This is a genomic window from Streptomyces sp. NPDC057682 (genome assembly GCF_042799575.1).
Taxonomy (GTDB): Bacteria; Actinomycetota; Actinomycetes; order Streptomycetales; family Streptomycetaceae; genus Streptomyces.
In genome coordinates, this window is the sequence record NZ_JBHVIN010000016.1 from 25,053 (window position 1) to 42,795 (window position 17,743).

The window sequence follows — 17,743 nt, forward strand, 5'->3', positions numbered from 1 at the left end:
TTTTTCCCCAGGGTCTCCCGGCGGGGGGGGGGGGGGGGGCGGGGGGGGGGGGGGGGGGCGGGGGGGGGGGGGGGGGGGGGGGGGGCCCCCCCCCCCCCCCACGGCGCGCACCGGGTGATCGGTCCGAATGCCTCCGCCACACATGTGGATCACCGCCCTCGGACGGGTAGGGTCCGTGGCATACGGTGCTTCAACTGCAATTCGGCCGTAGGCAAGTTGGCAGACGCTCCTGACACCTTGCGCGGGGCCATCGCTTACCTGGAGGGAAACGCGTGGAAGCCAACACTCGTAGCACCGGGCGTCTACCAGCAGCCTTCCTGACGCCTGGATCGTCCTCCTTCATGGACTTCCTGTCCGCACAGTCGCCCGAGCTGCTTCCGGGCAACCGGCAGCTCCCGGTCACCAGCGGGGTCGTCGAGGCGCCGCACGGCACGACGATCGTCGCGGCGACCTTCCCCGGCGGCGTCGTCCTGGCCGGTGACCGGCGGGCGACCATGGGGAACATGATCGCGCAGCGCGACATCGAGAAGGTCTTCCCGGCCGACGAGTACTCGGCGGTGGGCATCGCCGGTACGGCGGGTCTGGCCGTGGAGATGGTCAAGCTCTTCCAGCTGGAGCTGGAGCATTTCGAGAAGGTCGAGGGCGCCCAGCTCTCCCTGGAGGGCAAGGCCAACCGGCTCTCCACCATGATCCGCAGCAATCTCGCGATGGCCATGCAGGGGCTGGCCGTGGTGCCGCTCTTCGCCGGGTACGACGTGGACCGCGAGCGGGGCCGCATCTTCAGCTACGACGTCACCGGCGGGCGTTCCGAGGAGCACGTCGGCTACGCGTCGACCGGATCCGGCTCCATCTTCGCCCGGGGCTCGATGAAGAAGCTCTACCGCGAGGACCTGACGGAGGCGGAGGCGCTGACGCTGGTCGTGCAGGCGCTGTACGACGCGGCGGACGACGACTCGGCGACCGGTGGCCCGGACGTCGCCCGGCGGATCTATCCGATCGTCACCGTCATCACCGAGGAGGGTTTCCGGAGGCTGCCCGAGGCGGAATCCTCGGAGATCGCCCGCTCGATTCTGGAACGCCGGCTGGAACACCCCGACGGCCCCCGCGCCGCGCTGCTCTGACGCCCCGTTCCCTGGCTTCTTCGATGCTCCTGCCACTGACAGAAAGGGACGGATAGCCGGTGTCGACGCCGTTCTATGTCTCACCTCAGCAGGCCATGGCCGACCGGGCGGAATACGCCCGGAAGGGCATCGCCCGTGGTCGCAGCCTGGTTGTGCTGCAGTACGCCGACGGCATTGTGTTCGTCGGCGAGAACCCGTCCCGTGCGCTGCACAAGTTCAGCGAGATCTACGACCGGATCGGTTTCGCCGCCGCCGGAAAGTACAACGAGTACGAGAATCTCCGCATCGGCGGCGTGCGCTACGCCGATCTGCGCGGATACACCTACGACCGCGACGACGTGACGGCGCGTGGACTGGCGAACGTCTACGCGCAGACGCTCGGCACCATTTTCTCCAGTGCGGCCGAGAAGCCGTACGAGGTGGAGCTGGTGGTCGCCGAGGTGGGTGCCCAGCCGGAGGGCGACCAGATCTACCGGCTGCCGCACGACGGCTCCATCGTGGACGAGCACGGCTCGGTCGCGGTCGGCGGCAACGCCGAGCAGATCAGCACCTTCCTCGACCAGCGGCACCGTGACGGAATGTCGCTCGCCGAGGCGCTGAAGCTCGCGGTGCAGGCGCTCTCCCGCGATCCCAACGGAAGCGAGCGGGAGATCCCCGCGGAGCGTCTCGAGGTCGCGGTCCTGGACCGCACGCGACCGCAGCAGCGCAAGTTCAAGCGGATCGTCGGACGGCAGCTGGCCCGGCTGCTGGAGGCCGACGGTGCGGGCTCCACGCCCACGGACGCGCCGTCGGACGCCGAGGACGGCGAGGGCGCGGACACCTCCGCGGCCACGCCGGAGTCCGGCGGCACGGACAAGAAGAAGGCCGCCCCCGACGCAGGCGGGTCCACCGACTCGGGCGGCGACGTGGAGTAGCCGGCCCGCCCCGGCCCGTGGTGCCCCGGTCCGCCCTTCCGGCGGGCCGGGGCACCGTCATGCGGTGGGGCGGGCCGGTGGCGCCGCGCTGGAGCCCCGGACCACCAGCCGCACGGGCAGGCCGCCGGTCTCGGCCGGACGGCCGTCCAGCACGGCCAGCAGGGCGCGCATCCCGCGTTCCCCGACCTCCTCGGCGGGCAGCCGCACCGTGGTGAGCTCCGGTTCCACGGCCGTGGCGAGGGCCAGATCGTCGAAGCCGGTGACGGACAGGTCGTCGGGGACCCGCAGTCCCAGCCGCCTGACTGCCTTGCAGGCTCCCGCGGCCAGGATGTCGTCGTCGCAGACCAGCGCGGTGGGGCGCGGTCCCGGGCCCGCCAGCGCCTCCTCGGCGGCCCGCCGTCCGGCCCGGACGTCCAGGGCGGCGGGGACGGTGACGACCTCGGCGCCGGGGACCGCGCGCACTGCCTCGTGCAGGGCGCGGGCCCGGACGGCGAAGGTCCAGGAGCCGACCGCCGAGGCGAGGTGGACGAAGCGGCGGTGGCCGAGCCCGAGGAGATGGTCCATCACCTGCCGCATGCCGTCGGCGATGTCCAGGTTGACCCGGGCGGCGGGGCCGGGCGCGGCCGGATCGCTGTCGAGCATCACGAGCGGGAGTCCGGCCCCGTGCAGGGCGCCGAGCGCGTCGGCCGCCATGGAGGAGGCGATCACCCCGTCCAGGGCCGCGCGGGCCGAGGCGAAGGGGTCCCGGGCCGGGCCGATCCCGTCCGGTGAGGGGTAGAGGACGACCCCGAACTCATGGGCGGCGGCGACCGCGGCGGCGCCCGTGTAGACCCGGGCGAAGAACTCGTTGGTCAGGGCGGGGACGACGAGCAGCGCGGTGCGGGTGCGGCCGAGCCGCAGATTCCGGGCGGCGAGATTGGGCCGGTAGCCCAGCCCGCGGGCGGCCTCCCGCACCCGTCCCGCGGTGGCCTCGGAGACCCGGCCGCGCCATTTGTCGCCGAGGACCAGGGAAACCGTCGCCTGGGAGACACCGGCGGCCCGTGCCACGTCGCGGCTGGTGGGGCGGGGCGGGCCGGGCGGTGCTGGGGTGGTCACGCGGGCCTCCGGACCGCTCGGGCAGGCGCGCTGAGGTGGACCTGCGGACTGGCCTCATGGTACGTATGAACCCGGAAGTTATACGTAAAACTTCGGGTGCTCCGACCGGCGCTCCCAGGAAGAGGGGCGGGCCATGGCCGCGGGATATCTGGACATCCTCCGGGCGCGGCACGCCGCCCGGCTGCTGACGGGCACCCTGGTGGGCCGGCTGCCGAACGGCACCGCCAACATCGCCATCGTGCTGTTCACCCGCGCCGAGGGCGGCAGCTATGCCCTCGCGGGGGCGCTCGCCGCGGTCTACGGCCTGGCAACGGCGGTCGGCCAGCCGCTGCTGGGCCGCGCCGTCGACCTGTACGGGCAGCCCAGGGTCCAGCTCCCGGCCGCCGTCGTCTCCGCCCTCGGCATGGCCCTCCTCGCCGCGGCCGGGCTCGGGACGCTGCCGCTCGCGTACGCGGCCGTGGTCGTGGCCGGCCTCTTCACCCCGCCGCTGGAGGGCGGACTGCGGGCCCTGTGGCCGAGTGTGCTGGGCGGCGAGGAGCAGCGGGTGCACCGCGCGTACGCCATGGACGCGGTGGCCCAGGAGGTCATGTTCACCGTCGGACCGCTGCTGGTGACCCTGCTGGTCTCCCTCTGGTCCCCGGCCGCCGCCCTGCTCGTCATCAACGCCATAGGCGTCCTCGGCGCGCTCTCCGTCGTCGTCTCCCGGCCCTCCCGGGAGTGGCGTTCCGCCCCGCGCGAGGCGCACTGGCTCGGCGCCCTGCGCTCGCGCGGGCTGCTGGCCCTGCTGGGCTCGTTCTTCTTCGTCGGGCTCGCACTCGGCTCGATCACCGTCGCGGGCGTGGCCTACGCCGACGACCAGGGCCGCGAGTCCGTCTACGGCTGGCTGATGGCGGCGCTGGGGCTGGGGGCGCTGATCGGCGGGGCCGTGTACGGGGCGCGGCAGTGGTCCGGGGCGCCCGAGCGCCGGCTCCGGGTGATCGTGGCGCTGCTGGCGCTCGGCTATCTGCCTCTGGTGCTGACCCCGGGGCCGGTCGCGATGACGGTGCTGGCCGCGGTCTCCGGGGTGTTCCTCGCCCCCGCCGTCGCCTGTTCGTTCATCGTGGTGGACCGGCACGCCCCGCGCGGCACGGTGACCGAGGCGTTCTCCTGGCTGGTGACGACCTTCGGGGTGGGCGCGGCGGCCGGCACGGCCGTGGCGGGCCCGGCCGTGGAACTGGGCGGGACCTCGTGGAGCTTCGCCGTGGCGGGCGCCGGGGGAGTGGCCGCGCTGCTCGTCCTGCTGGCCACCGGAAAGGTCCTCGCAGCTCCCGGGCGTACCGCCGTCGCGGTGCGAGGATCGGAAAATGATCGAAACGGTGCCGTCGAACCCGGTTTCAGCTCGGGCCATCAGGCGTAATGTTCAGTCATGGACCGCCGCATTTTCGGGCTGGAGAACGAGTACGGCGTCACGTGCACGTTCAGGGGACAGCGCCGACTGTCCCCTGATGAAGTGGCGCGCTACCTCTTCCGCCGTGTTGTGTCATGGGGCCGCAGCAGCAATGTCTTTCTGCGGAACGGCGCCCGCCTCTACCTCGACGTGGGATCGCATCCGGAATATGCAACCCCCGAATGCGACAACCTGACCGAACTGGTCACCCACGACAAGGCCGGTGAGCGCATTCTCGAAGGCCTGCTCGTCGACGCCGAGCGCCGCCTGCACGAGGAGGGAATCGCGGGCGACGTCTATCTCTTCAAGAACAACACCGACTCCGCGGGAAACTCCTACGGATGCCACGAGAACTACCTCGTGGCCCGGCACGGAGAATTCTCCCGGCTCGCGGACATCCTCATTCCCTTCCTCGTCACCAGGCAGCTGATCTGCGGCGCGGGCAAGGTGCTGCAGACCCCCCGGGGCGCGGTCTACTGCGTCAGCCAGCGTGCCGAGCACATCTGGGAGGGTGTCAGTTCCGCGACCACGCGTTCGCGTCCGATCATCAACACCCGCGACGAACCGCACGCGGACGCGGAGCGCTACCGCCGTCTCCACGTCATCGTCGGCGACTCCAACATGTCCGAGACGACGATGCTCCTCAAGGTCGGGGCCACCGACCTCGTGCTCCGCATGATCGAGGCGGGCACGGTGATGCGCGATCTGACGCTGGAGAACCCGATCCGGGCGATCCGCGAGGTCAGCCACGACATCACGGGGCAGCGCAAGGTCCGCCTGGCCAGCGGCCGCGAGGCCTCCGCCATCGAGGTGCAGCGCGAGTACTACGAGAAGGCCGTGGACTTCGTGGACCGCCGCGGCATCCGCACCGGCAACGTCGAGCGCGTGCTCGAACTGTGGGGCCGTACGCTCGACGCCATCGAGGCCCAGGACCTCGACCGGCTCGACACCGAGATCGACTGGGTCATGAAGTACAAGCTCATCGAGCGGTACCGGGCCAAGCACAACATGACGATGTCGAACCCGAGGGTCGCCCAGATAGACCTCGCCTACCACGACATCCACCGCCGCCGAGGCCTCTACTACCTCCTGGAGCGCAAGGGGCAGGCGGCCCGCGTCTGCAACGACCTGAAGATCTTCGAGGGCAAGTCCGTGCCCCCGCAGACCACCAGGGCGCGCCTGCGCGGCGACTTCATCCGCCGGGCCCAGGAGCAGCGCCGCGACTTCACCGTCGACTGGGTCCATCTCAAGCTCAACGACCAGGCGCAGCGCACCGTGCTCTGCAAGGACCCGTTCCGCTCGGTCGACGACAGAGTGGAGAAGCTGATCGCGGGTATGTGAGACCACTCCGGGCCGTCCCCCGGCCCCACGCGCGACGCGGGCCCCGTACGTTCCTCGTACGGGGCCCGGCGCACGCCCTAGAGTGTCGGGGACCCCCTAATGTGTCGTCTGAGATCTGAGGAACCAGTGCGCCGACTTGCCGGCCTTCTCGTCGTCCCCCTGCTGCTGGTATCAGCGGCCTGCGGCAGCGACGACAAGGGCTCCGACTCCGCTTCCGCCTCCGCGTCCGCCCCCACCAAGGGCGGCTTCCCCGCCATCACCGCGGGCGCGAAGTTCGGTGAGAAGCCCACCCTGGCCAAGGGCACGGGAACCCCGCCCAAGGAGCTGAAGACCAAGGTCATCAGCGAAGGGGACGGCGCGACGCTCAAGAACGGCGACGCGATCCAGGTCAACTACCTGGGCCAGTCCTGGGACTCCGACAAGCCGTTCGACAACAGCTTCGACCGCAAGCAGCCGTTCGACCTGACCCTCGGCGCAGGCATGGTCATCCAGGGCTGGGACAAGGGCCTGGTCGGCCAGAAGGTCGGCAGCAGGGTCCAGCTCGTCATCCCGCCGGACCTCGGCTACGGCGCCCAGGGCCAGGGCGACATCAAGCCCAACGCCACCCTCGTCTTCGTCGTCGACGTCCTGAAGGCGCAGCAGATCCCCACGTCGGCCAAGGGCACCGAGGTCCCGCAGACCGACGTGGCCCTGCCCAAGGTCGGCACCAACACCGACGGCAAGGCCCCCACCGTCAAGATCCCCACCAAGACGGACCCGCCGAAGAAGCTCGTCTCCAACTACGTCCTGGAGTCCAAGGGCGACGTCATCAAGGAGACCGACAGCGTCATCGTGAACTACGTGGGCCTGCTGTGGAAGGACGGAAAGACCTTCGACAGCACCTACGCGACCGGCAAGACGCAGACCTTCCCGCTGGCCCAGGTCACGCTCAAGGGCCTCAAGGACGGGCTGATCGGCAAGAAGATCGGCAGCCGGGTGCTCCTCGTCATCCCGCCGGACCAGGCGTTCGGCGACAAGGAGCAGCAGAGCATCCCCAAGAACTCCACGCTGGTCTTCGCCGTGGACGTCCTCGCGAAGATGTAAGACTGTCCCGGTTGAGCAGTTCATCAGTAAAGAGGAGCCAGTCAGTGAGCATCGACAAGCCGGAGATCGACTTCCCGGAAGGCCCGGCGCCGACGGAACTGGAGATCGAGGACATCTGGGTGGGCGAGGGCGCCGAGGCCAAGGCAGGCCAGACCGTCTCCGTCCACTACGTCGGAGTCGCCTTCTCCACCGGCGAGGAGTTCGACGCCTCCTGGAACCGCGGCCGGCCGCTCGAGTTCCAGCTCGGTGCCGGACAGGTCATCAAGGGCTGGGACCAGGGCGTGCAGGGCATGAAGGTCGGCGGGCGCCGCCGGCTGACCATCCCCGCGCACCTCGCGTACGGCGACCGCGGCGCCGGCGGCGGCGCGATCGCCCCGGGCGAGACGCTGATCTTCGTCTGCGACCTGGTCGCCGTCTGACCGGCGCCCGTACCGCTCCGAGGGCCCGTGCCGCAAGGCGCGGGCCCTCGCTTTTGTCCCGGCACGCCGGAGCGGTACGGTCGACGGTCGTAGAGCGAAACAGAAAGGGCGTCGATGGCGATTGCCAAGGCCGAGCGGCTGATGAACCTGGCACTGTGTCTGCTCGGGACCCGGCGCCCGCTCAGCAAGCGCGAGCTGCGCGGATCCATCGAGGCCTACCTCGAAGCCGCCTCCGACGACGCCTTCAACCGGATGTTCGAGCGCGACAAGGACGATCTGCGCGAACTCGGACTGGTCATCGAGACCGTCGAGAACCTGGACGGCGACACCGGCTACCTCGCCCGCCGCGACAGCAACCGGCTGCCCCCCATCACGCTCGACGCGGAGGAGGCCGCCGCCCTCGGACTGGCCGCCAAGGTGTGGCAGCAGGCCCGGCTCGCCGGCGCCGCCAGCGGCGCCCTGCAGAAGCTGCGCGCCGCCGGCATGCCGGAGACCGAGGACACCTACGAGGTGCACAGCGCCCTGGAGCCGCGCATCCCCGTCCACGAGGCCGCCTTCGAACCCCTGATGCTCGCCTGCCGCGACCGCCGCCCGGTCACCTTCGACTACCGCAAGGCCAACGCCGCCCGTCCCGAGCAGCGCCACGTCGAACCGTGGACGCTGGAGTGCTGGCGCGGCCACTGGTACCTGGCGGGCTGGGACCGCGACCGCGGGGCGGAGCGGGTGTTCCGGCTCTCCCGGATCAGCGGCAAGGTCCGCTCCCGGGCCGGCGCCTTCACCGCCGAGGTCCCCGACGTGGTCACCGTCCGCGAGACCGTCGAGAGCTGGGCCGGCGAGACCGCCACCCGCACCGCGCTCATCAGGCTCCGCGCCGACTCCGGCTACCCGCTGCGGGCACGGGCCATATCGGTCCGGGAACTCGGAGACGGGTGGGAGGAGTTGGAGATCCCGTACGGACACGGTCTGGACGCCTGGCTCGTCGAGTTCGGCCCCGACGTCGTCGTGACCGGACCCGCTGACCTGCGGGCCGACGTGGTGGACCGGCTGCGCGCCGTGGCCAAGGACTGAGGGGACCGTATTCATGGCCGCGAACGCCATCGACCAGACGCGCCGGATGCTCTCCCTGGTGACCTATCTGCGCGAGCGCCCCGGCGCCCACGTCCAGGACGTCGCCCGTGCCTTCGGGATCACCGAGGACGAACTGATCTCGGACCTCGACGTGCTGCCCATGTGCGGCACCAGCTTCCGCGGCGGCGACCTGCTCGACATCGACACCGACGGCGACCGGATCTGGTGGCACAACCCCGACGACGTCGCCGAGCCGCTGCGGCTCGCGGCCGACGAGGCGACGGCCCTGCTGGTCGCCGCCCGCGCCGTGGCCACCCTGCCCGGACTGCGCGAGAGCGACCGCCAGGCGCTGCTGCGCGCCACCGCCAAGCTGGAGACCGCCGCCGGTGAGGTGGGCGCCGCCAGCTCCCGGCTCTCGGTCACCTTCGAGTCCGAGGGCGGCGTCTTCGCCGACGTGGACCGGGCGATCTCGGAGCGCCGCAGACTCTGGCTGCGCTACTACTCTCCCGCCCGCGACGAGCTCACCGAGCGCGAGGTGGACCCGATCCGGCTGTTCGCCGTCGGGCACACCTATATGGAGGCCTGGTGCCGCTCCTCGGAGGACCGGCGGACCTTCCGGCTCGACCGGGTCGCCGAGATCCGGCTTCTCGACGAGCCCGCCGCGCCCCCGGAGCTGGAGCTGCGGGACCTGTCCGAGGGGCTGGTCCAGCCCGCGGCCGAGGACCCGGAGGTCGTGGTCGAGGTCGGCCCCGGCGGCCGTTGGGTCGCCGAGTACTATCCGCACGACCGCGCGGAGGAGCTGCCCGACGGCGGGCTGCGGATCACGCTGCGCACCCCCGACCCGGCGTCGCTGCGCCGGCTGGCGCTGCGGCTCGGCCGGGAGGGACGCATCGTCTCGCCGCCGGAGCTGGCCCGCAGCGCGCGGGACGCGGCCCGTGCGGCGCTCGCCGCGTACGACGAACCGGCCCGGGGGACGACCGAGGAGCGATGACTCATATGCCTGTGGTGTCGGACGTCCCGGCCGTGCCGACGGTCGTCGTGCCCGAATCGGTGCGGTTCAAGGCGGCGTGCCCGGAGTGCCGGGCCCGGTTCGAGCTGGCCGCCGCGGAGTTCCGGCTCGCGATCGGCGCCAGCAGCCGGACCACCTTCTACTCCTTCACCTGCCCCTCCTGCGAGGCATCGGTCCGCCGGCCGGCGGGGGAGCGGATAGTGGAACTCCTCACCGGCGGCGGGGTGCGCACGCTCCGCCTGCACCCCGGTGTCTGACGGCCCATCCGACTCCGTACACGAGACACATCGAGGCTCCGCGCATGTTCTGGCCCATGCTCGCCATCGCCCTGGGATTCCTCGGGATCGCCGTTCTGGGCGTGCTGGCCGTCAAGGTCTTCGTCGAGGCACAGCGCCTCGGCCGGCAGGTGGCCGCCACCACCGAGCGCATCAACCGGGCGGCCGAGGACCTGGAACGGGCGGCCGTCGATCTCGCCGCCGGAAGCGGGCAGAACCGCTCCTAGCCGTGCTGTCCCGCCCGTGGACGCGGCCTCCAGTTTCCCCGTTCCGGGAGGTAGGCTGCTCGGAACGGCCCAGGCAGGGAGGTGCGGGCCGCTACGAAAGTATGCACGGGCATTGCCTCGCGTTTACTCCCGCGGGTTACGATCGCTGCCAGCGAAGGGTCGGACGTGTGTCCGGCCAAGGGCAGTGAGCCCACCTCCAGCCGCCTCAGCGAGAAGGAAGCACATCATGGGCAATCTGAAGCCTCTCGAGATCGTTCTGATCATCGCTGTCATTCTGCTGCTGTTCGGTGCCAAGAAGCTTCCCGACATGGCCCGTTCGCTCGGCAAGTCGGCCCGCATCCTGAAGAGCGAGGCCAAGGCGATGCGCAAGGACGACGAGCCCGCGGCCACAGCCACCACCGAGGCCGCCGCCGACCAGAGCGCCCAGCAGCCCGCCGCGCGTACGATCCAGGCCGCCCCCGGCGACGTCACCAGCTCCCGCCCGGTGAGCGAGCCGAAGCCCACCACCCAGAGCTGATCGCCGACGGGTCCTCCCGGAAGCTGCCGCACGAGACGAGGGAAGTGGGTTGCTCAAGTCTGCCCGCAAGCAGGAGAAGGACAGCGAGGGGCGGATGCCCCTCGCTGATCACCTGCGAGAGTTGCGTAACCGACTGCTGATCTCGGTCGTGGCGGTCATCGTGATCACATCGATCACGGCCTTCTTCTACAAGGAACTGATCGACTTCCTGATCCGGCCGATCCTCGGATCGGTCGGCTGCGCCGACGGCCAGCACAAGCAGGTCAACGGTCGGCCCTGTGCGGAGATGACGGTCAACGGCCTGGTCGGTCCGTTCTCCATCGCGCTCAAGGTCTCCCTCATGGCGGGTGTGGTCTTCTCCACCCCGGTCTGGCTCTACCAGCTCTGGGCGTTCCTCGCCCCGGGCCTGCACAAGCACGAGAAGAAGTACGCGCTGAGCTTCGTGGGCGCCGGAGTGCCGCTGTTCCTCGTGGGCGCCGCCCTCGCGTACGTCCTCATGCCGCAGACCGCGGAGGTTCTGCTCGGCTTCACCCCGGACAACACGACCAACCTGCTGCCCGTCGACGACTACCTCAACATCGTCACGCGCATGGTGATCGTGTTCGGTCTGGCCTTCGAGCTCCCGCTCCTGCTGGTCCTGCTGAACTTCACCGGGGTGCTCTCGGCCAAGCGGCTCGCCTCCTGGTGGCGCGCCATGGTCATGGGCATCACGATCTTCGCGGCCGTCGCCACCCCGACCGGCGACCCGCTCACGATGATCACGCTGGCCGCGCCGATCGTGCTGCTGTACTTCCTGGCGCTCGGAATCTGCATGGTCAACGACAGCCGTCGGCGCCGTGGCAACCCCGATGCCGAACTGGACGACGACGAGGCGTCCGATCTGGACCTCACGCCCTCGGACCTCGGCGACATGGAGCACGTCTCCGCCTCGCTGCCCGAGCAGGCCGACGGGGAACGGGACGGCGGACGGTCCTCCCGGCGAGACGGTTTCGACGACATCACCTGACCGGTAAGGTCCCCCGGGTGACCAGCGAGATCACCCTCTTCGTCAATCCCACCGCGGGAAGCGGCCGGGGCGCGCGTGCCGCGCAGCCGGCCGCTTCCGCGTTGCGGGACGCCGGATTCTCCGTCCGTACGGTCCTCGGGGAGGACGCGGACGACGCCCTGCGCCGGGCCCGCGAGGCCGTGGCCGGCGGAACCGGCGCGCTCATAGCCGTCGGCGGGGACGGACTGATGTCCCTCGCCCTCCAGGCCGTCGCCGGGACGACGACCCCGCTCGGTGTCGTCGCCGTCGGCACCGGCAACGACTTCGCCCGCGCCCTGGGCCTGCCGATACGGGATCCCGCCGCGGCGGGACGGCTGGCGGCCGAGGCCCTCAAACAGGGCACGGTGCGCACGATCGACCTCGGCCGGACCGGTGAGCGGTGGTTCGGCTCCGTGCTCGCCTCCGGCTTCGACTCCCGGGTCAACGACCGGGGCAACCGGATGCGCTGGATCGGTGGGCGCTTCAAGTACGACCTGGCGATCCTCGCCGAACTCGCCGCGTTCCGCCCGACCGCCTACCGCGTCCGGCTGGACGGCGGGCCGGTCCGGGAGATCGAGGCGACGCTGATCGCCGTCGGCAACGGCACCTCCTACGGCGGCGGGATGCGGATCTGCGCCGACGCCGTCATGGACGACGGCCTCTTCGACGTGACCGTGGTGGGCGACTGCAGCCGTACCACCCTCCTCAAGGTCTTCCCCCGGGTCTACAAGGGGACGCACCTCGACCACCCCGTCGTCACCGTGCACCGGGCCGCCTCCGTCGAACTGGAGGCGGTCGGCGTCACCGCGTACGCGGACGGCGAACCGCTCGGCCCGCTGCCGGTCGCCGCCACCTGTGTGCCGGGCGCGGCCCGGGTGCTCGGTGCGGTGCCTCCGACCGCCCGATAAAGATCGCGTCACTGTCGGAGGCGGCGGGTAGGCTCGTGGACAAGATGACAGAAGACCTCTCACCAGCTGAGCGATACCAGGCTTCCAGGCTCCGGGCCGCCGATCGGGCGACCGCGCTCGGACCGTTCCGCGAGATGTACGAGTTCGATCTGGACCCCTACCAGATCGAGGCGTGCAAGGCGCTGGAGGCCGGCAAGGGTGTGCTCGTCGCCGCCCCGACGGGTTCGGGCAAGACGATCGTGGGCGAGTTCGCCGTCCACCTCGCCCTGGCCCAGGGCCGCAAATGCTTCTACACCACGCCGATCAAGGCGCTGTCCAACCAGAAGTTCGCCGACCTCGTCAAGCGCTACGGCGCGGACAGGGTCGGCCTGCTGACCGGGGACAACAGCGTCAACGCCGACGCACCGGTGGTCGTCATGACCACCGAGGTGCTGAGGAACATGCTGTACGCGGGCTCCCAGGCGCTGGACGGCCTCGGTCACGTGGTCATGGACGAGGTCCACTACCTCTCCGACCGCTTCCGGGGCGCCGTCTGGGAGGAAGTGATCATCCACCTCCCCGAGTCGGTCACGCTGGTGTCCCTGTCGGCGACCGTGTCCAACGCGGAGGAGTTCGGCGACTGGCTGGACACCGTCCGCGGCGACACCGAGGTGATCGTCTCCGAGCACCGCCCCGTCCCGCTCTGGCAGCACGTGCTGGCCGGGCGCCGGATGTACGACCTCTTCGAGGAGGAGAGCGACCACGGCGGCCGCGGCGCGGGACGCCGCGAGGTCAACCCCGACCTCGTCCGGCTCGCCCGCATGGAGAACCAGCGCGGGTACAACCCGCGCGAACGCCGCCGTGGGAAGATGGTCCGCGAGGCCGACCGCGAGCGCGAGCGGCGCCAGCGCAGCAGGATCTGGACCCCCTCGCGGCCCGAGGTCATCGACCGGCTGGACGCCGAGGGGCTGCTGCCCGCCATCACCTTCATCTTCAGCCGGGCCGGCTGCGAGGCCGCCGTCCAGCAGTGCCTGCACGCCGGGCTGCGCCTCAACGACGAGGAGAAGCGGCGGCTGGTCCGCGAGATCGTCGAACAGCGCACCGCGTCCATCCCCACCGAGGACCTGCACGTCCTCGGCTATTACGAATGGCTCGAAGGCCTGGAGCGGGGCATCGCCGCGCACCACGCCGGCATGCTGCCCACGTTCAAGGAGGTCGTCGAGGAGCTGTTCGTCCGCGGCCTCGTCAAGGCGGTCTTCGCCACGGAGACCCTGGCCCTCGGCATCAACATGCCGGCGCGCTCGGTGGTCCTGGAGAAGCTCGTCAAGTGGAACGGCGAGCAGCACGCCGACATCACCCCGGGCGAGTACACCCAGCTCACCGGCCGGGCCGGACGCCGCGGCATCGACGTGGAGGGCCACGCCGTGGTCCTCTGGCAGCGTGGCATGGACCCGGGCGGACTGGCCGGACTCGCCGGGACGCGGACGTATCCCCTGCGCTCCAGCTTCCGCCCCTCGTACAACATGGCGGTCAACCTGGTCCAGCAGTTCGGCCGACACCGTTCGCGCGAGCTGCTGGAGACCTCCTTCGCCCAGTTCCAGGCGGACCGCTCGGTCGTCGGGATCTCCCGCCAGGTCCAGAAGAACGAGGAGGGCCTGGAGGGGTACCGGGAGGGCATGACCTGCCACCTCGGCGACTTCGAGGAGTACGCGCGGCTGCGCCGCGAGCTCAAGGACCGCGAGACGGAGCTGGCCAAACAGGGGGCGACCCAGCGGCGCGCGGCCGCCGCGGCCTCGCTGGAGAAGCTCAAGCCGGGCGATGTCATCCATGTCCCGACCGGGAAGTTCGCCGGTCTGGCGCTGGTCCTCGACCCGGGGCTCCCGGGCGGACGGACCAATGGGCACGGACACCGGGGCACGGAGTACCACGACGGGCCGCGGCCCCTGGTGCTGACGGCGGAGCGCCAGGTGAAGCGGCTGGCATCGATCGACTTCCCGGTGCCGGTGGAGGCGCTGGAGCGGATGAGGATCCCGAAGTCCTTCAATCCCCGCTCGCCGCAGTCGCGCCGCGATCTGGCCTCCGCCCTGCGGACCAAGGCCGGGCACATCGTGCCGGACCGGCACCGACGGCAGCGGTCCGCCGCTGCCGACGACCGCGAGATCGCCCGTCTGCGGACCGAGCTGCGCGCGCACCCGTGCCATGGATGCGACGAGCGCGAGGACCACGCCCGCTGGGCCGAGCGCTACTACCGCCTCCAGCGCGACACCCGGCAGCTGGAGCGGCGGATCGAGGGACGGACGAACACGATCGCCCGCACCTTCGACCGGATCGTGGCCCTGCTGACCGAGCTGGACTATCTGCGGGGCAGTGAGGTCACCGAGCACGGCCGGCGGCTGGCCCGGCTCTACGGGGAGCTGGACCTGCTCGCCAGCGAGTGCCTGCGGGCCGGGGTGTGGGAGGGGCTCAACCCGGCCGAGCTGGCCGCGTGCGTTTCGGCCCTGGTGTACGAGGCGCGGCAGTCCGACGACGCGGTGGCCCCGAAGCTGCCGTCCGGGCCCGCGCGGACCGCGCTCGGCGAGATGGTCCGCATCTGGGGCCGGCTCGACGCCCTGGAGGAGGACTTCAAGATCAACCAGGCGGAGGGGGTCGGCCAGCGCGAGCCCGACCTCGGATTCGCCTGGGCCGTCTACATGTGGGCCTCCGGGCGGAGCCTGGACGAGGTGCTGCGCGAGGCGGAGATGCCGGCCGGTGACTTCGTGCGGTGGTGCAAGCAGGTGATCGATGTGCTCGGGCAGATCGCCGCCGCCGCGCCGCGCGAGGAGAGTTCGGTGGCGCGCAGCGCGCGCAAGGCCGTGGACGAGGTGCTGCGGGGCGTGGTGGCGTACAGCTCGGTGGGCTGAGCCCACGGGCCCCGGGTCCTCGGGTACGCCGATCGGCCGGTCCCTGTGCGGGCCGGCCGACGGTCGTGCGGAATCGTGGATCCTTTCTCCGGCCCGGACGGCGTGCGTCCGGGGACGCGGCGGGTGCGGGGCGCGGGTCCGGACGTCAGGTCTTGGCGTGCCTGCTCCCGCTCCTCATGGACGCACCGGCGCAGACCAGGCCCAGCAGGGCGGTCAGACCGCCGATGATGACGTTGTTGAGCACGACGCCGGTGTCGGGGCTGCTGCCCACCACCCACGGCGAGATGATCATCCAGGCGCCCATGGCGCAGATGGCCCAGCTCAGGCCGTACATGCGCTGCGGCATCACGGTGAACCCGAGTCCCAGCACGGCGATCGCGATGCCCATGACCAGGTTGTGGGTCACCAGCGGGGCCTGCGAGGTCGTGAAGTGCAGTACCCACGGCGAGACGGCGCAGTACAGACCGACCAGGAAGACCGGGGCGTCCACGAGCGCCACATCGCGCCCGCCCATCATCCGGTCGTAGCGGTCGCGCATTTCGGAGACATCGGGATGTCCGGCCATGTCATGGCCGACATGCGAGACGTTTGACATGAAGCTCGTCTCCTTCGGTCGCGCAGGCCTCGGTGCTGCTCTGTTCGACAAGCGGCCTGCTCTGCCATTCTGCTCTTATATGTCCCTTATGTGCAGAGTCAAGGCGTCGGAATATCCGCAGGATTCGCACCGGTCGCGGCGTCGTCCAGCTGCTGGGCCAGGGAGACCAGCTCCGGCGTCCGCAGCACGCGGTCGCCGTACCCGGGCAGCGGGACGTGCAGGGGTTCCGTCCAGCGCGCGGGAATGGCCGCGAGACCGTACACGGCCCCGGCGAGCGCTCCCGTGACCGCCGCCACGGTGTCCGTGTCCCCGCCCACGTCGACGGCCGAGGCGAGCGCCTCCTCGTACGACCCCGTCGTGCGCAACGCCCACAGCGCCGTACCCAGGCACGGCCACACCGCACCGTTGAACTCCGTCGCGCACTCCGGCCGCCAGTCGGCGGCGAGAACGGTGGCCCACCGTTCGCGGTGCGCGGCGTCCACACAGGCCAGTGCGTCCGGAACGGCGGCGAGCGGGTCGTCGCCGCCCAGCGCCACCCGGACCAGCTCGTGCAGCACGGCGGTGCCCTCCCAGGCGGCGCGGTCCCCGTGGGTGAGGGCGGCGATCCGGCGGGCGGCCTCCATGGTCGGACCCCGCGCCTCGGCGGCCGGACGGTCCGGGGCGGCGAAGCGCACCGCGGAGGTGGCGGCGCGCATCAGTGAACCGTTGCCCGCCGCACGGGCGTTGACCTGGAAATGCAGTGCCGCCGCGAGGTTCCACGGGTCCCCACCGGTCAGGACCGCCTCCGTCTGGAGGCCGATGTCCTTCGGATCGCCGGCCGCCCACCGCTGGAACCGGGCGAAGAGGTCGGGCAGGTCCAGGCCGCCGCACTCCAGGAGGGATTCCGCGACGAGCACCGCCATCTGCGTGTCGTCCGTCGCCTCGCCCGGATCCCAGCCCCCGCCGCCGCACATCGTGCCCGCGCCGTCGGGGAAGCGGGCGCTGTAGACCCCCGGCGGCCCGAACTCGAACGGTGCTCCCAGCGCGTCACCCACGGCCGATCCGACCACGGTGCCCGCCGCTCGGTCCCGTCTGTGCGAGGAGTTCATACGGGCAGCCTACGGAGGTTCGGTCCTCCGTAGGCCGTCGCAGGGGAGATCCGTGCGCGTCAGTCGGTCGGCATGAGCACGGTGTCGACGAGGTACACGGTCGCGTTGGCGGTCGGCACGTTCCCGCAGACGACCTTGGACGTGTCGTTCACGGTGTATGCCACGCCCGAGCCCGAGGTCTTCAGTTCGCTCTTCTCCAGCGTGCCGAAGGAGCCGTGCGCCAGCTGTTCCGGCGTCAGCTTCCGGCCCACCACGTGATACGTCAGCACCTTGGTGAGCGCTGCCTTGTCGGCGAGGAGCTTGTCGAGGTCGGCCTTCGGGACCTTGGCGAACGCCGCGTCGGTCGGGGCGAACACGGTGATGTTCCGGGCGTTGTTCAGGGTGTCGACCAGATCGGCCTTCTTCACGGCCGCGACCAGGGTCGACAGCGAGGGATTGTGCGAGGCGGCCGTGGCGACCGGGTCCGCGGCCATGCCGTTGAACGACCCCGCGCCGCTCTTCGGCACCGCCGAACAGCCCGGTCCGAACGGTGCCTTCATGGGATCGACAGCGGCCTCGGACGCGGGCGCGGAAGCCTTGGACGAGCTCGCCTCGGAGCCCGCGGCGCTGTCCTCCGACTCACCGGAACAGGCCGTCAGGGCCAGGGGAAGGACGAGCGCGGCGGTCAGGGTGACGGCGGCGCGACGGGTGTGCAGGACGTTCATGATGTGCTCCTTTTCGCTCTGCGTGAGCGAATCTTCGCTTTGCGTGATCA

Annotated in this window: 18 protein-coding genes and 1 pseudogene; 15 read left to right on the forward strand and 4 right to left on the reverse strand. The window is 71.1% G+C overall.

Annotation, left to right across the window (positions count from 1 at the left end):
* Positions 1 to 129 precede the first annotated feature (129 nt).
* The 3 genes and pseudogenes from ACFVDM_RS27250 to prcA form a co-directional block, all read left to right on the forward strand.
* Positions 130 to 321 (forward strand): annotated as a pseudogene (locus ACFVDM_RS27250) (endonuclease domain-containing protein); the annotation flags it as partial.
* Entirely contained in the window at positions 273 to 1,121 is an 849-nt protein-coding gene (gene prcB / locus ACFVDM_RS27255; protein ID WP_383645514.1) for a proteasome subunit beta, read from the forward strand. The pseudogene ACFVDM_RS27250 and the gene prcB, both read left to right, overlap by 49 nt.
* Positions 1,122 to 1,180: 59 nt before the next feature.
* The gene (prcA, locus tag ACFVDM_RS27260) at positions 1,181 to 2,035 is read left to right on the forward strand and encodes a proteasome subunit alpha (protein ID WP_383645518.1); all 855 of its coding nucleotides are present in this window, start codon (positions 1,181 to 1,183) and stop codon (positions 2,033 to 2,035) included.
* 57 nt (positions 2,036 to 2,092) lie between these two features.
* On the opposite strand, the gene ACFVDM_RS27265 is transcribed toward prcA, so the two are convergent.
* On the reverse strand, positions 2,093 to 3,130 hold the full coding sequence (locus ACFVDM_RS27265; protein WP_383645520.1) for a LacI family DNA-binding transcriptional regulator: 1,038 nt from the start codon (positions 3,128 to 3,130) through the stop codon (positions 2,093 to 2,095).
* 133 nt (positions 3,131 to 3,263) lie between these two features.
* Here ACFVDM_RS27265 and ACFVDM_RS27270 point away from each other — a divergent pair, with 133 nt between their 5' ends.
* The 12 genes from ACFVDM_RS27270 to ACFVDM_RS27325 all read left to right on the forward strand — a co-directional run bounded on the left by ACFVDM_RS27270 (position 3,264) and on the right by ACFVDM_RS27325 (position 15,306).
* Positions 3,264 to 4,526 carry an MFS transporter gene (locus ACFVDM_RS27270; RefSeq protein ID WP_383645523.1) on the forward strand — a complete coding sequence of 421 codons (1,263 nt, stop codon included), beginning with the start codon at positions 3,264 to 3,266 and terminating at the stop codon, positions 4,524 to 4,526.
* Between the two features lie 9 nt (positions 4,527 to 4,535).
* Positions 4,536 to 5,897, forward strand: a complete 1,362-nt coding sequence (pafA, locus tag ACFVDM_RS27275) for a Pup--protein ligase (RefSeq protein WP_383645526.1) — start codon at positions 4,536 to 4,538, stop codon at positions 5,895 to 5,897.
* A 126-nt stretch (positions 5,898 to 6,023) separates the two neighbouring features.
* Entirely contained in the window at positions 6,024 to 6,980 is a 957-nt protein-coding gene (locus ACFVDM_RS27280) for an FKBP-type peptidyl-prolyl cis-trans isomerase (RefSeq protein ID WP_383645530.1), read from the forward strand.
* 44 nt (positions 6,981 to 7,024) lie between these two features.
* Positions 7,025 to 7,399, forward strand: coding sequence for an FKBP-type peptidyl-prolyl cis-trans isomerase (locus ACFVDM_RS27285; RefSeq protein ID WP_383645533.1), 375 nt, complete (start codon positions 7,025 to 7,027; stop codon positions 7,397 to 7,399).
* A 114-nt stretch (positions 7,400 to 7,513) separates the two neighbouring features.
* Positions 7,514 to 8,467, forward strand: coding sequence for a helix-turn-helix transcriptional regulator (locus ACFVDM_RS27290; protein WP_383645536.1), 954 nt, complete (start codon positions 7,514 to 7,516; stop codon positions 8,465 to 8,467).
* A 13-nt stretch (positions 8,468 to 8,480) separates the two neighbouring features.
* On the forward strand, positions 8,481 to 9,458 hold the full coding sequence (locus ACFVDM_RS27295) for a helix-turn-helix transcriptional regulator (protein ID WP_383645539.1): 978 nt from the start codon (positions 8,481 to 8,483) through the stop codon (positions 9,456 to 9,458).
* A 5-nt stretch (positions 9,459 to 9,463) separates the two neighbouring features.
* Positions 9,464 to 9,733 (forward strand): hypothetical protein, encoded by a 270-nt coding sequence (locus ACFVDM_RS27300; RefSeq protein WP_383645542.1) that lies wholly within the window; start codon positions 9,464 to 9,466, stop codon positions 9,731 to 9,733.
* A gap of 44 nt (positions 9,734 to 9,777) precedes the next feature.
* On the forward strand, positions 9,778 to 9,978 hold the full coding sequence (locus ACFVDM_RS27305; RefSeq protein WP_383645545.1) for a hypothetical protein: 201 nt from the start codon (positions 9,778 to 9,780) through the stop codon (positions 9,976 to 9,978).
* A gap of 223 nt (positions 9,979 to 10,201) precedes the next feature.
* Positions 10,202 to 10,495, forward strand: a complete 294-nt coding sequence (gene tatA, locus ACFVDM_RS27310; RefSeq protein WP_383646132.1) for a Sec-independent protein translocase subunit TatA — start codon at positions 10,202 to 10,204, stop codon at positions 10,493 to 10,495.
* 49 nt (positions 10,496 to 10,544) lie between these two features.
* Complete coding sequence (gene tatC, locus ACFVDM_RS27315) at positions 10,545 to 11,501, forward strand: twin-arginine translocase subunit TatC (RefSeq protein WP_383645548.1); 957 nt, start codon at positions 10,545 to 10,547, stop codon at positions 11,499 to 11,501.
* Positions 11,502 to 11,518: 17 nt separating this feature from the next.
* Positions 11,519 to 12,427, forward strand: coding sequence for a diacylglycerol kinase (locus ACFVDM_RS27320; protein ID WP_383645551.1), 909 nt, complete (start codon positions 11,519 to 11,521; stop codon positions 12,425 to 12,427).
* A 44-nt stretch (positions 12,428 to 12,471) separates the two neighbouring features.
* Positions 12,472 to 15,306, forward strand: a complete 2,835-nt coding sequence (locus tag ACFVDM_RS27325) for a DEAD/DEAH box helicase (RefSeq protein ID WP_383645554.1) — start codon at positions 12,472 to 12,474, stop codon at positions 15,304 to 15,306.
* Positions 15,307 to 15,451: 145 nt separating this feature from the next.
* Here the strand turns inward: ACFVDM_RS27325 and ACFVDM_RS27330 are convergent, their stop codons facing one another.
* From ACFVDM_RS27330 to ACFVDM_RS27340, 3 genes are all read right to left on the reverse strand, one after another.
* Positions 15,452 to 15,901 carry an SPW repeat protein gene (locus ACFVDM_RS27330; RefSeq protein ID WP_383645557.1) on the reverse strand — a complete coding sequence of 150 codons (450 nt, stop codon included), beginning with the start codon at positions 15,899 to 15,901 and terminating at the stop codon, positions 15,452 to 15,454.
* 98 nt (positions 15,902 to 15,999) lie between these two features.
* Positions 16,000 to 16,989 carry an ADP-ribosylglycohydrolase family protein gene (locus ACFVDM_RS27335; protein ID WP_383645560.1) on the reverse strand — a complete coding sequence of 330 codons (990 nt, stop codon included), beginning with the start codon at positions 16,987 to 16,989 and terminating at the stop codon, positions 16,000 to 16,002.
* 59 nt (positions 16,990 to 17,048) lie between these two features.
* Positions 17,049 to 17,693, reverse strand: coding sequence for a fasciclin domain-containing protein (locus tag ACFVDM_RS27340; protein WP_383645564.1), 645 nt, complete (start codon positions 17,691 to 17,693; stop codon positions 17,049 to 17,051).
* Positions 17,694 to 17,743 lie beyond the last annotated feature (50 nt).